This window comes from Ramlibacter rhizophilus (assembly GCF_004681965.1).
In the GTDB taxonomy this organism is placed as follows: domain Bacteria; phylum Pseudomonadota; class Gammaproteobacteria; order Burkholderiales; family Burkholderiaceae_C; genus Ramlibacter; species Ramlibacter rhizophilus.
The window spans coordinates 281,071-294,760 of the sequence record NZ_SMLL01000007.1 but is presented as its reverse complement, the minus strand read 5'-3'; the positions used below and the strand labels follow the sequence as shown (position 1 = coordinate 294,760).

The 13,690-nt window shown below is 69.5% G+C and carries 14 protein-coding genes; 6 read left to right on the top strand and 8 right to left on the bottom strand.

The genetic code is table 11. The features are described 5' to 3' along the window. The first annotated feature begins 9 nt into the window (after positions 1-9). The 3 genes from EZ242_RS18300 (at position 10) to EZ242_RS18290 (ending at position 2,284) form a co-directional block, all read left to right on the top strand. Entirely contained in the window at positions 10-783 is a 774-nt protein-coding gene (locus EZ242_RS18300) for a maleate cis-trans isomerase family protein (RefSeq protein WP_135286639.1), read from the top strand. Next, positions 780-1,592, top strand: coding sequence for an alpha/beta fold hydrolase (locus EZ242_RS18295; RefSeq protein WP_135286638.1), 813 nt, complete (start codon positions 780-782; stop codon positions 1,590-1,592). Before EZ242_RS18300 ends, EZ242_RS18295 begins: the two co-directional genes overlap by 4 nt. 212 nt (positions 1,593-1,804) lie before the next feature. After that, on the top strand, positions 1,805-2,284 hold the full coding sequence (locus EZ242_RS18290) for a MarR family winged helix-turn-helix transcriptional regulator (protein WP_240787157.1): 480 nt from the start codon (positions 1,805-1,807) through the stop codon (positions 2,282-2,284). A gap of 727 nt (positions 2,285-3,011) precedes the next feature. Here the strand turns inward: EZ242_RS18290 and EZ242_RS18285 are convergent. From EZ242_RS18285 to EZ242_RS18270, 4 genes are all read right to left on the bottom strand, one after another. Continuing rightward, positions 3,012-3,866, bottom strand: a complete 855-nt coding sequence (locus tag EZ242_RS18285; protein ID WP_135286636.1) for a hypothetical protein — start codon at positions 3,864-3,866, stop codon at positions 3,012-3,014. Between the two features lie 16 nt (positions 3,867-3,882). Beyond that, positions 3,883-4,491, bottom strand: a complete 609-nt coding sequence (locus EZ242_RS18280) for a YceI family protein (protein WP_167784847.1) — start codon at positions 4,489-4,491, stop codon at positions 3,883-3,885. 104 nt (positions 4,492-4,595) lie between these two features. Further along, positions 4,596-4,955, bottom strand: a complete 360-nt coding sequence (locus tag EZ242_RS18275; protein ID WP_135286634.1) for a DUF4148 domain-containing protein — start codon at positions 4,953-4,955, stop codon at positions 4,596-4,598. Positions 4,956-5,072: 117 nt separating this feature from the next. Next, on the bottom strand, positions 5,073-5,777 hold the full coding sequence (locus EZ242_RS18270) for a Crp/Fnr family transcriptional regulator (protein ID WP_135286633.1): 705 nt from the start codon (positions 5,775-5,777) through the stop codon (positions 5,073-5,075). A 2-nt stretch (positions 5,778-5,779) separates the two neighbouring features. On the opposite strand from EZ242_RS18270, the gene EZ242_RS18265 reads away from it, so the two are divergent. Together EZ242_RS18265 and EZ242_RS18260 are read left to right on the top strand one after the other, a co-directional pair. Beyond that, a complete protein-coding gene (locus tag EZ242_RS18265; RefSeq protein ID WP_240787150.1) occupies positions 5,780-7,420 on the top strand; it encodes an adenylate/guanylate cyclase domain-containing protein in 1,641 nt (546 codons plus the stop codon). A 234-nt stretch (positions 7,421-7,654) separates the two neighbouring features. Beyond that, a complete protein-coding gene (locus EZ242_RS18260; RefSeq protein ID WP_135286631.1) occupies positions 7,655-8,401 on the top strand; it encodes a ZIP family metal transporter in 747 nt (248 codons plus the stop codon). Positions 8,402-8,439: 38 nt separating this feature from the next. Here the strand turns inward: EZ242_RS18260 and EZ242_RS18255 are convergent, their stop codons facing one another. After that, complete coding sequence (locus tag EZ242_RS18255; protein WP_240787149.1) at positions 8,440-8,991, bottom strand: cupin domain-containing protein; 552 nt, start codon at positions 8,989-8,991, stop codon at positions 8,440-8,442. Beyond that, entirely contained in the window at positions 8,988-9,962 is a 975-nt protein-coding gene (locus EZ242_RS18250; RefSeq protein ID WP_135286630.1) for a Bug family tripartite tricarboxylate transporter substrate binding protein, read from the bottom strand. The genes EZ242_RS18255 and EZ242_RS18250 overlap by 4 nt, the downstream gene beginning before the upstream one ends. A gap of 198 nt (positions 9,963-10,160) precedes the next feature. Between EZ242_RS18250 and EZ242_RS18245 the strand changes: the two genes are divergently transcribed. Further along, a complete protein-coding gene (locus tag EZ242_RS18245) occupies positions 10,161-10,379 on the top strand; it encodes a hypervirulence associated TUDOR domain-containing protein (RefSeq protein ID WP_135286629.1) in 219 nt (72 codons plus the stop codon). Here EZ242_RS18245 and EZ242_RS18240 read toward each other — a convergent pair whose 3' ends face one another. Together EZ242_RS18240 and nadE are read right to left on the bottom strand one after the other, a co-directional pair. Then, a complete protein-coding gene (locus EZ242_RS18240) occupies positions 10,380-12,845 on the bottom strand; it encodes a vitamin K epoxide reductase family protein (RefSeq protein WP_135286628.1) in 2,466 nt (821 codons plus the stop codon). It abuts the gene before it with no gap. A 5-nt stretch (positions 12,846-12,850) separates the two neighbouring features. Continuing rightward, a complete protein-coding gene (nadE, locus tag EZ242_RS18235) occupies positions 12,851-13,684 on the bottom strand; it encodes an ammonia-dependent NAD(+) synthetase (RefSeq protein ID WP_135286627.1) in 834 nt (277 codons plus the stop codon). Positions 13,685-13,690 lie beyond the last annotated feature (6 nt).

Below are 13,690 nucleotides of genomic sequence, written 5' to 3'. Positions count from 1 at the left end.
AAGCCAGACATGAAGACCTATCGAATCGGGCAGATCGTGCCCAGCTCCAACACCACCATGGAGACCGAGATCCCCGCGATGCTGCGCGCCCGCGAAGCGATCGCCCCCGAGCGCTTCAGCTTCCATTCGGCGCGCATGCGCATGAAGAACGTGACCAAGGAAGAACTCGCCAAGATGGACGGCGACTCCGGCCGCTGCGCGCTGGAGCTGTCGGACGCCAATGTCGACGTGCTGGGCTATGCGTGCCTGGTCGCGATCATGAGCATGGGCCGCGGCTATCACCGCACCTCCGAGCAGAAGCTGCATGCGCTGACGGTCGAGAACGGGCACCCTGCCCCCGTCGTCACCAGCGCCGGCGCGCTGATCGAGGGCTTGCAGGCGCTGGGCGCGCGCAAGGTCGCGGTGCTCACGCCCTACATGAAGCCGCTGACGGCGTTGGTGGTCGACTACATCGAACACGAGGGCATCGAGGTGCTCGACGCCGTGTCGCTGGAGATCGCCAACAACCTGGCCGTCGGCGCGCGCGACCCCCACGCGCCCATCGAGCTGTCGAAGAAACTCAACACCGCCAACTGCGACGCCGTGGTGCTGTCGGCCTGCGTCCAGATGCCCTCGCTGCCCTCGATCCAGCCGGTGCAGGACCGAATCGGCCTGCCGGTGGTCTCGGCCGCCGTCTGCACGGTGCACAGCATGCTGCGAAGCCTCTCGCTGGACCCGGTCGTGCCGAACGCCGGCGCCCTGCTGTCGGGGGAGTACGCGCGCGTGGGGGCCTCCGCCAAATGAGCGCGCTCCCGTACGGCTACCACGTCCGCGCCAATGGCGTGCGGCTCCACCTGCTGCGCTACGGCGGCAGCGGACCGACCATGCTCCTGCTGCCCGGGATCACCAGTCCGGCGATCACCTGGGGGTTCGTCGCGCAGCGGCTGGCGCGCCACTACGACGTGCACGTCCTCGACTTCCGCGGGCGCGGTCTGTCGCAGTCGGGCCCGGGCCTCGATGCGAGCCTGGACGCAATGGCCGCCGACGTGATCGCACTGCTGGAGGCGCAGGGCTGGCAGGACACCTGGGTGCTCGGGCATTCCATGGGCGCCCGCGTGGCCATCCGGGCGGCGGCGCAGCAGGCGCAGCGCATGGGCCGGCTGCTGCTGATCGACCCGCCCGTCACCGGCCCGGGGCGGCGCAGCTATCCGGCGCCGCTGTCCTGGTATGTCGATTCGATCCGGCTGGCGACCCAGGGCACGGACGCCGACGGCCTGCGCGCCTTCTCGCCGACCTGGACCGAGGAGCAGCTGCGCCTGCGGGCCGAATGGCTGCACACCTGCGACGAGGCGGCCATCGTGCAGGCCTACAACGGCTTCCACCAGGACGATATCCATGCCGACCTCCCGCGCCTGCGCACGCCGGGGCTGCTGATGGCGGCCGGCCGCGGCGGCGTGATCCTGCCCGAGGACCTCGCCGAGATCGCGCGGCTCGCCCCCGGCCTCGTGCAGTGCACGGCCGACAACGCCGGGCACATGATCCCGTGGGACGACGAAGAGGGCTTCTTCGCGCTGCTCGGGCAGTACCTCGGCTGCAGCTTCGACACCGTATGAAGGCGTTGAGCAACGCCAAGGCGGGAGGGGCGGCGGCTCAAGCCAGGTCGAAGTCCCCGGACGGATCCGGGGCGCCGCGCCGAAAGGCCGTGCCGCGCCCCGCGGGCGCGCCGCCGCCTGGCGAGGAGCCGGTGACGACATCGGCGGCCCCGCCGGCCCGAAGCCGCGCCCGCGCGGGATCGCGCAACGGCTCCGGTTCGAGCCGCGGGGGCATCGGCTCCGCCCGCGGCGGCTTCAATCCCCTCAAGCAGGTGCTCTGGGCGCGGCCGGGATTCCTGGTCCGGCGCCTGCACCAGATCCACGACGCGCTGTTCTTCCGCGAGTGCCAGACGCACAACATCACGCCGGTGCAGTTCGGCATCCTCACCGCGCTGTCGATGAACCCGTGGCTGGACCAGAAGGCGATCGGGCACGAGCTCGCGCTGGACCGCACCACCACGGCCGACGTCCTGAAGCGCCTGGAAGAAAAAGGCCTCATCGAGCGCCGCGTCAACCCGGACGACCGGCGTTCCCGCTTGTCGGTCATCACCAAGGCCGGCCTGAAAACCCTCCAGAACCTCAGCGAGGGCATGCAAACGGCGCAGGAGGACCTGCTCGCGCCGCTTTCCGACTTGAATCGCATTGCCTTTTCGAAACTGCTCTGGCTCTTAGTCGAGGCCCACGAAAATGTCGATCAGGACGACGAAACTTGAATCGGGACGCCCTTTGACGCGTTCCTGCACAGACCGGCACCACGGGAGTTGCAATGAAGAAGCTTCATGAACTTTGCTTGCTTGTCGCTCAATCCGCTTGCTCATTCTTGAGGCTGCGCGGCGAGGTAAAGGTACGGATTGGCCAATGGCTCGCCAATGCGGTTTTCGATGCGTTTGACGTCCTCGGCATACTTCGCGTCGGCAGTCCCCCGAGCAGGCTCCCGACCGGCGCGGGTTCTACGCGAGATCTCGGCCGAGACCCGCCGGTCGCATTTGCGCCCAAAGGCGGCAAGTTTTCGCCAGCATGCCCGCCAGCCCGCCAGCCTTCGACTTGTGGGGCGTGCTAGTCAGGAGACGGAGGACACGGCGGACAGCCACCAGCATGATGCCCCGACAATGACGAACTGCTGCACCCAGTGCGGCACCCGGCATGAGCCGGGCAATATTCGAGCAGCGTACAACCCGCAGAGGCAGAGCCTACTGGTCAATGGGATGCGGCAATTGCGGGATGGTGAGCCACGTGCAGGGGCGATGCTAGAGGCTCTGCGGGGGTTGGGGTATTTAACCGGTGCCGCCATTTCGAAGTTGCTCAAGTTGAGGGGTCCATTTCCCGGCGGATCGGTTTACCCGGAAGATCCGCCAAGTGATTGACGCACAAGGGTTTTCTGGCGGCAACCGTGGTCGCGCGACAACCCAGCATTGGGAAACCCACCGGCCCCTTGCGTTGTCAGTAGCCGCCGGACTCTTGCAGCGTCTTGATGGCCATTCCGATGACCGCGACCACCGGGACCAGCGTGAGGAGCGCGGAGGTGACTCTCGCGCCCCGCTCGCTGGAGGCGCGACCTGGTCGAATCAGCAGGGCCGGCACGACGTCGGCAACGGTCCCGGCGAGCAGTAGCGCCACGTACCCAAGCGGAAACCCCGCATACACGTGCGCCTGGAGCAGCAAGGTTCCCAGGACCAGAACGACCGTGCCCACCGCCGGAGAGGCCAACGTGGCCCGAAGCTGGCCGATCACCGCGCAAGCCACGAGGGCCATCGCGAGGGCTCCGGACAGCTGGCCAGCCGTCTGGCTGGAATCCAGCATCAGCGCAATGCCGGCCCCCCCGGCAACGGCTGCCAGCCTCAGCGGGTGCGTGCCGGCGGGGAAACGCGCATTGGTGCGCAGCGACCAGACACCCGCCATGAGCACCCCCGCGACGAGCGCTGCCGTCCCGGCCTTCGCGACGCCCAGGCTCCCCACGGCAGGCCACACCAGCAGGAGACCGAGAACGCTGCCGAGCACCGCGCGAGCGACAAACTGGCGAGGCCCGCGTCGCTTTTCAGCGTCAATCACCAGTGCACCGGCGCAAGAAGCCAGCACGACCCAGGGCTGCCAGTCCATCGCACTTTGCGGCGGCCAGGGCCACGCGCCCGGCACCAGGGCCATGTAAGAAGCCAGGAAACCTGCCGCTACGGCCAAGGCCATGGCGGCGGGAGCACAGGCCGCGTGGCGCAGCGTCCACGCCAACGCGCCGGCTGCGGCAAAGGGGACCAGCACGCTCTGCACGAGCAGCGCAAGCAGCAACGAGGTGTCAGGCATGGCAGTCCGCGTCCGCTTACTGCTTGACCGCTTCGATGTTGATGCGCAGGTCGACTTCGTCGGTGGCCGCGTTGGGCGCGCCGAAGTTCACGCCGAAGTCCGTGCGCTTGATCGTGCCGGTGGCCACGTAGCCGACCCGTTGCTCGCCGCGCATGCCCTTGCCCGTCCCGACGTGGCGCAGCTTGAACGTGACCGGCCTGGTCACGCCGCGCAGCGTGAGGTTGCCCGCCAGGGTGCCCTCGCCCGCCGGGTTGAGGGTGACGCCGGTGGACGTGAAGGACATGGTGGGAAACTGGACGGCGCTGAAGAAGTCCGGGCTCTTGAGGTGCTTGTCCAGGCCGTCGTGGTTGCTGTCGACGCTGTCGGTCTTCACTTCGACCTTCACGCGGCTTTTTTCCGGCGCATCGACGACCAGCTCGCCGGACATGTCGCGGAAGCGGCCCATGAACCGGCTCACGCCACCGAGGTGGCCCACTTCGAAGAAGGTGCCCGAATGGGCGGGATCGATCTTGTAGGTGCCGGCCGCCGGCGCGGGCGGCGTGCTCGCGAAAGCGGAAGTCGCGAGGCCGAAGGTGGCAAGGGCGGCGAAGGTGCGGACGCGGGACGTCAGGACGAAAGCGGTCATCGGGGGAATTGGGGTTGGAGTGAAGGAAGCCGCGATGCTAGGAAGCGGCATTTCCGCTGCCTGTGCGTTTACGCACATGCAGCGGAAGAAAGGACGCACCGGCCTCAGAGGGCGGCGGACGGCTGGCCCGCGACCGTGGACGCGCGGGAATCATCGCTTTGGCCGGCGGCCAGGAAGGACGAGCCGCTGTCCTCGCCGCTGAAGGCCGCGACGGCGTCGCGCGAGGCGATGTACTCCGCGACCACGCTGGCGCGGCTGGTCGTGCTGCGGAACTCCACGAGCGGGTTGTAGTCGAGCGCCCAGGGGTCCACGCCGAGATCCTTGAACTGCGCCAGCTCCTGCTGCACCTGCGCGCGGCTGGCGCTGGAGACGAAGGGCTGGTCGTCGATGGTGATGTCGTCGGCGAACGACTGGCCGGCGGCGGCGAGGGTGGCGAAAGCGATAGCGAGCGCGTAGCGGTTCATAGGGATCTCCAGAAGGTTGGTGGGGCGTCGGCGTCTGCTGTTTCGCGCCGTCGACAGAGTGAATTCTGGAGATCGCCCCTCCCTTGCGAAGTGCGCAAACGCACCGGAAACCGCAGGTCAGGCCGCGGGGTCGCTGCCGGCAATGCGCTCGAGCCGCACCACGTCGTTGACGACCAGGGCGTTGCCATCCTTCGAGAGCACGCCCATCTTCACCAGCGCGGAGATCTCGCGCGTGATCTGCTCGCGGTAGGTGCTGACCAGGCTGGCCAGTTCGGCGTGCTTGGGTGCCGGGTCGATGCGTCCGACAGCACCGCCCTCGTGATCCTTGGCGGCCAGCCGCAGCAGTTCACGGCAGATGCGTTGCTGCACGGTGAGCGTGCTCAGGTCCAGCACGCGGTCGGTGAGGCGGCGCACCAGGTCCGTGAGGCGCAACAGCACGCGCTCGTTGACGACCCACTCCTCGCGCAGCAGGGCCTTGAAGTCCGCCGGCGACAGCGACGCGATCAGCGCGGAATCGATCGCGACCACGTCCACCGAACGCGGGCATCCATCGAGCGCCGAAAGCTCCCCGTACGAGGTGCCCGCCTCGAGGTCGCGGAAACTGGTCTCGCGGCCTGCCGCCGAATAGCTGGTCACGCGCACCGTGCCCGCCACGATCATGTGCAGGTCGCGGTCGGCGGCCTCGCGGGAGACGAGGCGCTGCCCCGCTCGATAATTCCGCCATGCGCATTGCTTGCTGATCTCGTTCAGCCGTTGAACGGACAGGCCTTGCAGCAGATCGATCCTGCGCAACCCGAGGCTGGATGGCTCCATCTCCGACATCGTTGACGTCCTCGCTCTTGACGCGCCGCCTTCGGCTCGCGACAGGCCTGATCCTGTTCCTGTTCGTTACCACCCATCTGCTCAACCATGCGCTCGGCTTGGTGTCATTGCAGGCGGCGGAGCATGCCCGCCTGCTCTTCTTGGCCTTGTGGCGCAACGGACCGGCCACGATCGCCTTCTACGGCGCCCTTCTCGTCCACGTCGGCCTCGCGCTGATGGCATTGCATGAGCGGCACACGTTTCGCATGCCCTGGCTGGAAGCGGTTCGGATCGTCGTGGGCCTGTGCATCCCGGTGCTGCTGGCGGTGCACTTCACCGGCAGCAGGCTGGCGCACGAACTATACGGGGTGGACGATCGCTACGCCCGCGTGGTGCCGGCGATCTGGGACACCGGCGGCACCATGCGCCAACTCGCGCTGCTCGTGCTGGCGTGGCTGCACGGCTGCCTCGGAATCCATTTTGTCCTGCGCCACCGCAGGTGCTATCGCGAGTGGTTCTACGTTTCCTTCGCGGCGATGGTGCTGCTGCCGCTGCTCGCGGCGCTCGGCTTCGTCAACATGGCGCGCGAGATCGATGCGATCGAGGCGGCCGGCGCAATCGCCGCGCCACCCTCAGGTGCCGACGCCGAACACCTCGGCTTCCTTTCGAACTGGATCGTGGCGGCATTCCTCGGGCTGGTCTCGATCGCGCTGCTGCTGCGCGCGGGCCGGCTGCAACGCGAACGGCGCCTGGGTCGGCTGGTGCGCCTCGCGTATCCGCAGCGCACAGTCGACGTGCCGCTCGGATGGTCGGTGCTGGAGGCGAGCCGCGCCCACGGCATCCCGCACCTTTCGCTGTGCGGCGGCCGGGCACGGTGCTCGACGTGCCGCGTCCGCGTGTCCGGCGACCCCGCCGCGCTTCCGCTTCCGACAGAAGCGGAGCTGCGCACCTTGCGGCGCGTTCGGGCCGCCTCCGACGTGCGCCTGGCGTGCCAGTTGCGGCCCATCGCCGACATCGGCATCTCACCGGTCCTCCAGGCCCGGGACAGGGAGGTGCCGACGCTGGGTTCGGAACGCGAAGTAGTCGTGCTCTTCATCGACTTGCGGCGCTGGACCACCCTGTCAGAACGCCATCTGCCGCACGACCTCGCGTACGTGCTCGACCAGTTTTTCGAGGTGGTCGGAACCGCAGTCCGCTCCGCCGGCGGCGTGCCCAACCAGTTCATCGGCGACAGCGTGATGGCTCTGTTCGGTCTCGAACAGGACGTGCCGACGGCATGCCGGCAGGCGATAGCAGCGACGCAAGCCATCGAGTCCGAAATTCAGCGGCATCGGGACCGCATGCGGCACGAGTTCGGGGCCACGCTTGATTTTGGTATCGGTCTGCACATGGGGCTTGCCGCGGTGGGCGAGGTGGGCTGGCGCGAGACACGGACCTTCACCGCGGTGGGTGACACCGTCAATACCGCCGCGCGGCTGCAGGAACTCTGCAAGGTGTTCGCGGTTCGGCTCGTCGCGTCCGAACTCGTTATCCGCACGGCCGGGCTGCAACTGGACCCAAGCCTCGCACGCGCGGTGGACATCCGCGGCCGGGCGGAGCCGCTGGGCGTGTATGCCATCGGCTCGCCTGGCGAACTGCCGGCGTGCACACCCCGCCGCGAGTAACGGGACTCATGGCCCCAAGGACTCCGTGAAGCGCCACCCATCAGAACCCCTTGTGAGCCCCGCCTCACGAGGGGTTTGTCGTTTCGGCCTCCCCAGACGCTCGTCTTTGCGCCCGCCCCTCGATTGCCGTCTCCTGAGCCCCGCGCCAGGGAAGCCTCTGGAAGAATGGCCGAAGCCAGCGGCGAGGCGGTGCACCGCATTCCTACTCTGCCGCCGCTGCCCTGAAAGGACGCCATGGAGGCACTCTTCGATTCCGGAATGACGCGCCTGGTCGGCCTGGCGCTGCTGCCGGCCGTGGGCATGGTCATCGGCTCCATCCTCGCGGAATTCTGGAGGCTGCCCCCGGCCGCCCTGGGCGCCGTGCTGCACGGCGCCGCCGGCGTCGCCGTGGCGGTGGTCAGCATCGAGATGATGCCGCGCATCCTGGATGACATCGCGCTCTGGCAGCTCGTGGCCGGGTTCGCGCTCGGCGCGGCCGCCTCCATCCTCATGGTCAAGGCGCTGCACCGCACGCTGAGAACGCTGAAGCTGGGCTCGACGGGCGCCTGGGGCGTGTACCTGCCCGTGGCCGTGGACCTGTTCGGCGACGGCCTCATGGTCGGCATCGGCTCGGCCGTCTCCAGCGGCGTGGGCCTGATGCTGGCGCTCAGCCAGGTCGTGGCCAACATACCGGGCGGCGTGGTGACCATCGCCAACCTGCGCGACAAGAAGGTGCGGCGCGCCGTCCGCATCGCCGCTTCGGCCTCGCTGATCCTGCCCACGCTGGTGGGCGCGCTCGCCGGCTACTGGCTGCTGCGCGACCAGGGGACGGCCTGGCAGAACACCGCCCTGGCCTTCGTGGCCGGCATGCTGCTGCTGGCCACCATCGAAGACCTGGTGCCGGAGGCCGACGAGCCTGCCGCGCGGCGGGTGTGGACCACCTCCGGCTTCGCCATCGGCTTCATCTTCTTCGCCATCATCGCGCTGAAGTTCGGCGGGTAGCCGGCCAGCAGGCCTTCGGGCTGGCCGCCGCAAGCCGCTCAAGCGGCGGCGCGCGCGTCCACCAGCACGAAGGCGATGCGCGCCGGCCGGCCCGAGCGGTTGGCCCAGGCGTGGTTGGTGCCGCGCTGGATCAGCACGTCGCCGGCGCGCAGCACGGTCTCCTGCCGGTCCAGGATGGCGACCAGCTCGCCTTCCAGCATGAGGGCGTAGTCCACCGTGCGCGTGCGGTGCATGCCGGGGTGCTCGCCGGGCCTGGGCTGATGCTGCGCGTCGCGATACATGCTGCCGAAGGTGGCCTGCAGCATGCGCTCGAGTTCCTTGGGGTCCGCGGGCTCCGGCGGAAAGTCGATGATGCGCAGCACCGTGCCACCCTCGGGGGGCGAGACGCCCTGGTGCGCGGCGATGCTGTCGGGTGCATCGACCGCCGAGCCGCCGGCCGTGCGCCAGAGGTTGGTGACGCGATAGCCGGGCCGCTCGGGCACCACCCGCACGGCGGGGGATGCACCGTCCTCGGCGATGAAGGAACGGCCCTCGGCATCGTCGGCCGTGAGCACGCGGCGGATGGGGGGCATGCCGGCGGCGGTGCTCACTTCTTCTCCAGGTTCAGGTCGGGCACCAGGTCGGCGTGCATCTTGTAGGTGCGATCGATCCGCTGCTTGAAGGCATCGGCCGGCAGGTAGGTCGGGATCTGCTGCAGGGTCTGCGCCGCCTTCTTGAAGTCCTCGGACTCCAGCACCTGCTTGCACAGGCCCTGCAGCTTGTCCACCACGGGCTTGGGCGTTCCCGCGGGGACGTAGACGCCGTTCAGCCCAGGGGTCACGGCCGGGAAGCCCGCCTCCGTCAGTGCCGGTGCATCGGCCAGCGCGGGATGGCGCTTGTCCGAGAGCACGGCCAGGACGCGCAGCCCCTTGCCGCCGATGGAGGAGATGGCCGGGGCGCCGAAGTCGATCTGCCCGCCCAGGAGCTGGGGCAGCATGGCACCGTCGCCGCGGTAGGGGATGGCGTTGAAGCGAAGGCCCTGCGCCTTCTCCATCGCGGCGACCGCCAGGTGCGGTACCGAGGCCGGCCCGGCATGGCCGTACGAGAGCTTGCCGGGTTCGGCCTTGGCGCGCGCCACGAGGTCCTGCAGCGAGCGGATGGGGGAGTCCTGGCGCACCGCGATCGCAAACACGTTCTCGAACACCTGGCACACCGGCTCGATCTGCTCGGCCTTGAACGGCATGGCCTTCGTGACGAAGGGTGCGTTGGTCAGCGCAGAGGCCGGCGAGAACATGACCTTGTAGCCGTCGGGTGCGGCGTTCGCCAGGGCCGAGAAGCCGACGAGGCCGCCGCCGCCGTCGCGGTTGACCACCGTCCAGGACTGGCCCGTGCGCTGCCCGGCCTCGCGTGCGAAGGCGCGGGCCATGGCGTCCACGCCGCCACCGGCCGCGTACGGCACGATCACTTCGACGGGCTTGTTCGGATAAGCGTCCTGCGCGAGCGCGCCGGAAACGAGGCCGCCGGCGAGCAGGACGGCGGAGGAGGCGCGCGAAAAGCGGCGCGCGAAAGACTTCTGTGACATGGGAATGCAGTCTCCTTTGTTGGTGTGGTGGCCGCTGCGGTGGGTTCTCCCGCGGGCCACGCCGCACCTTACCCCATCGGGCGGTTGGCAGGCCTGCACGTCAGGCCGACCTGACGCCCTGGCGGCGAACCCGCTGACGCCGGGGAACCGCCACGGCTGGCCACAATCGCGCCTTCCCGACGCAAAGGAACACGAGCCATGCCCGATCCCTTCAAGAGCGGCGACAAGGTCAGCTGGAACACCTCCCAGGGCCGCACCTCCGGCACGGTGAAGAAGAAGCTCACCCACCCGACCGACATCAAGACCCACCACGTGGCGGCCAGCGCCGACGATCCGCAGTACCTGGTGCAAAGCGACAAGACCGGCGCGCAGGCCGCGCACAAGCCCCAGGCGCTCAAGAAGAAAAAGACGTCCTGATCAGGCGGTGCCCGGGAAGCCGCCGTAGCGCTCCCGCACCGGCCCGCGCGGCGCGCTCAGCGCCACCAGCGCGAGGCCGCAGATGACCGAGGAGGCGAGCTGCGCCGTCGTCTCGCCCCAGGCGATGCCGCTGCCCACCAGGGCGATGCCGAGCACGGCGTTGACCCAGCGCACCGGCCGCGCGACCTCGGCGCAGGCCGTCACGGCGAAGGTGATGACCAGGGCGCCGACCAGGTGGTCCGCATTCGCCTGCATGCCGTCCGCACCCAGCGCGACGCGGCTGAACATGAGCCAGGCGCCGATGGCGATGCAGGCGGCCAGCGACCAGGGCAGGCCCGCGCCGCCATGCAGCATGTCGTACACGACCTCGCGCGGCGAGCGCTCGAATTCGCGCGGCGCCTCGACGGGCGCGCTGCCCTCGTCCGTGTCGCCGCGCAGCAGCACCAGCAGCACGCTCTTGCCCGCGCGGCGACGCCGCCTGAGGAACTGCAGCGTCGCCACGATCTCGTCGAGCGAATACGGGATCTGCACCACCATGGCCGCGGCGCCGATCAGGCACAGCGTGCACCAGGTGCCGATCCAGATCGGCTGGATGATGATGAAGAAGATCGAGACCGCCCCCAGCGGCACGATCATCATCCCGAACAGCAGCACCAGCCAGGGCATGCTGCGCCAGCGGTGGCGCGCGCCGATGACCCCGGTGAGGATCTCCAGCGCGTAGGTGAGCGCCCCGAGACCCGCGTCCGGCACGGGCCAGGCCTCGGAGACGCTGGAGGTGATGATTTCCTCGGTGCCGTTCTTCGGGTCGGGCCCGCCGGCGAAGAAGGGGTCCCACACCGAGTCGATGTGCCCAAGCTGGTAGGCGGTGAGATAGCGCGAGATGAGCAGGCCCACCAGCGCCAGCCCGATGATCGGCAGGCGCTGCGTCCAGCTGGAGGGATTGAAGCTCCAGCCCGGCGGCGTGTCCGGCCCGCGCAGCTGGGCCACCGGCGACACCCCGGGCGTCGGCAGGCCGAGCACGGCGAAGCCCATGACGAGCATGCCGACCAGCGTGTCGTTGAGGTAGCCCGCCGCGGTGGGCGCCCAGAAGACCAGCGGCGCCGCGAGCAGCCACAGCCCGATGAAGGCGCACACGTAGCGGGCCCAGCCCAGGCGCCAGGACAGGGACAAGGAAGCGAACACCACCAGCAGCACGCCCGCGACCGCGTCGCTCACCGCCAGGGGGAGCGACTGCAGGCCCAGGGCCGGCGGCCCGGTGAGCAGCCAGAAGCCCAGGCCGATGTTGAAGAAGTGCGTCCAGAGGTAGCGGCCGTGCTGCTCGCGAACCAGCGCCTCGTGTTCGCTGCGCAGCGCGTCGGGCGCGAGGCCCACCTCCTCGGCGTCCTCCAGCCACTCGGGCGGCTCCAGGCCGTGGGCCTTGATCCAGCCCGGCGGGTCGCGCTTGAGCGTGGCGATCAGGCGCGGCAGCGTCCGGCGGATGCGGTGGCGCGGCTCCCAGCCCAGGAGCGCCCGGGCGCGGCCGATGTCCAGCGCGTAGTGGTCGTCGGACAGCGTGATCATGAAGGGCCGGATGAAGGGCTTCCTGCCATGGTCCACCGCGTCGGGGATCACCGGCTCCAGCGACTGCTGCAGCGCCGCGCCGAGCTTCGCCGCGGGCTTGGGGATGCGCAGCGTCGTCCACTCCTTGTCGCCGTGCACCAGCTGTCCGATGGCGTCCTGCAGCTCGTCGTAGCCCATGGGATCGGGCTCGCCGATCAGCAGCACCGTCTCCTCGCCCAGCGAGGCGCGCCGGTCCACCGCGCGCCGGAAGGCGTCGGCCATGTCCTCCTTGTGCAGCAGCGACTGGCCCACGCGCGGATCGCCCGAGTACAGGTGGCTCTGGAAGCCGCGGGTGTAGATCTGCTCGATCTGGAAGGCCAGCGTGGGCACGCAGCGCGCCTCGTCGTACACGCCGGCGAGGTGGAACAGGACGACGGGGATGCGGCCGCGCTCCTGGCGGATCACCTCCTCGGCGGCGGCCTTGGACCGGGGATAGGCCCAGCGCGGCGCGATGGGCTGGCTCTCGTCGATGCGCTCGCCGGGCGAGGTGGCCTCGTGGACCAGCATGGTGCCGGCATAGATGAACTGCTCGACCTCGAAGTCCTGCAGCGCCCGCAGCAGGGCCCGCGTGCCCTGCACGTTGACCTTGTCGTACAGCGGCTTGTCCTCGCCCGTGAAATCGAAGTAAGCCGCCAGGTGGATCACGCTGGCGATGCGGCTTCCATGGCGCTCGCGCAGCTGCCGCAGCGCCTCGCGCACGGAGGCCTCGGAGCCCAGGTCCACCTCGAACAGCGGGACGGCGGCGCTCTTGCCGGCGCGGTCCAGCCCGACCACGGTGTAGTCCTGGCCCAGCGCCTCGGCCAGCGTGGAGCCGATGTCACCGGCCGCGCCGGTGATCAGGACGAGGGGCTTGGCTGCGGCGTCCATGCCGCTCAGGACTGCGCCGGCGGATGCGCCGGCAGGGCTCGCTTGTGGCGGCTGGCCATGTAGAAGCGTCGGATCACGTCCACCACGTTCTGCGGGACCGGCTTGCCTTCCAGGAAGTCGTCGATCTGCCCGTAGCTGATGCCGTAGGCCGCCTCGTCGGGCAGCTGCGGGCGCAGCTCCTCCAGGTCGGCCGTGGGGACCTTCTCGACCAGGCCCTGCGGTGCGCCCAGGTGCGCGGCGATGGCGCGCACCCGCCGCTTGTTGAGCCCGGTGAGCGGTGCCACGTCGCAGGCGCCGTCGCCGTACTTGGTGAAAAAGCCCATTACCGCCTCGGCCGCGTGGTCGGTGCCGACCACCAGCCCGCGGCGCGCCCCGGCCACCGCGTACTGAGCCACCATGCGCTGGCGCGCCTTGATGTTGCCCATGACGAAGTCTTCCTGCGCGGGGCTGTCGAAGGCCAGCGGCCCGGCGCGCAGCCCGGCGGCGAGGCCCTGGACCGCCGGCAGGATGTCCACGAACAGCGTCTCGTCGGGCTGGATGAACTGCAGGGCGAGCTGCGCATCGTCCTCGTCGCGCTGCTCGCCGTAGGGCAGCCGCATGGCGATGAAGCGCGCGCTTCGGCCCTGCGAGCGCAGGCGCTCCACCGCGAGCTGGCACAGCCGCCCGGCCGTGGTCGAATCGACGCCGCCGCTGATGCCCAGCACCAGGCTGTCCATGCCGGCCGTCGCGAGGTAGGAAGAGAGGAAGTCGATGCGCCGCTGCGCCTCCGTGGCGGCGTCGAACTGAGGCGACACCAGCAGCTCGGCGGCGATCGTTTCGGCATTGAAGTCGTGGGGCATGTCGGG

Excerpts from the sequence above, each read along its gene's own strand:
- EZ242_RS18295 (WP_135286638.1), top strand. The coding sequence starts at position 780 with ATGAGCGCGCTCCCGTACGGCTACCACGTCCGCGCCAATGGCGTGCGG.
- EZ242_RS18300 (WP_135286639.1), top strand. The coding sequence starts at position 10 with ATGAAGACCTATCGAATCGGGCAGATCGTGCCCAGCTCCAACACCACC.
- EZ242_RS18245 (WP_135286629.1), top strand. The coding sequence starts at position 10,161 with ATGCCCGATCCCTTCAAGAGCGGCGACAAGGTCAGCTGGAACACCTCC.
- EZ242_RS18260 (WP_135286631.1), top strand. The coding sequence starts at position 7,655 with ATGGAGGCACTCTTCGATTCCGGAATGACGCGCCTGGTCGGCCTGGCG.
- EZ242_RS18240 (WP_135286628.1), bottom strand. The coding sequence starts at position 12,845 with ATGGACGCCGCAGCCAAGCCCCTCGTCCTGATCACCGGCGCGGCCGGT.
- EZ242_RS18270 (WP_135286633.1), bottom strand. The coding sequence starts at position 5,777 with ATGTCGGAGATGGAGCCATCCAGCCTCGGGTTGCGCAGGATCGATCTG.
- EZ242_RS18250 (WP_135286630.1), bottom strand. The coding sequence starts at position 9,962 with ATGTCACAGAAGTCTTTCGCGCGCCGCTTTTCGCGCGCCTCCTCCGCC.
- EZ242_RS18285 (WP_135286636.1), bottom strand. The coding sequence starts at position 3,866 with ATGCCTGACACCTCGTTGCTGCTTGCGCTGCTCGTGCAGAGCGTGCTG.
- nadE (WP_135286627.1), bottom strand. The coding sequence starts at position 13,684 with ATGCCCCACGACTTCAATGCCGAAACGATCGCCGCCGAGCTGCTGGTG.
- EZ242_RS18280 (WP_167784847.1), bottom strand. The coding sequence starts at position 4,491 with ATGACCGCTTTCGTCCTGACGTCCCGCGTCCGCACCTTCGCCGCCCTT.
- EZ242_RS18275 (WP_135286634.1), bottom strand. The coding sequence starts at position 4,955 with ATGAACCGCTACGCGCTCGCTATCGCTTTCGCCACCCTCGCCGCCGCC.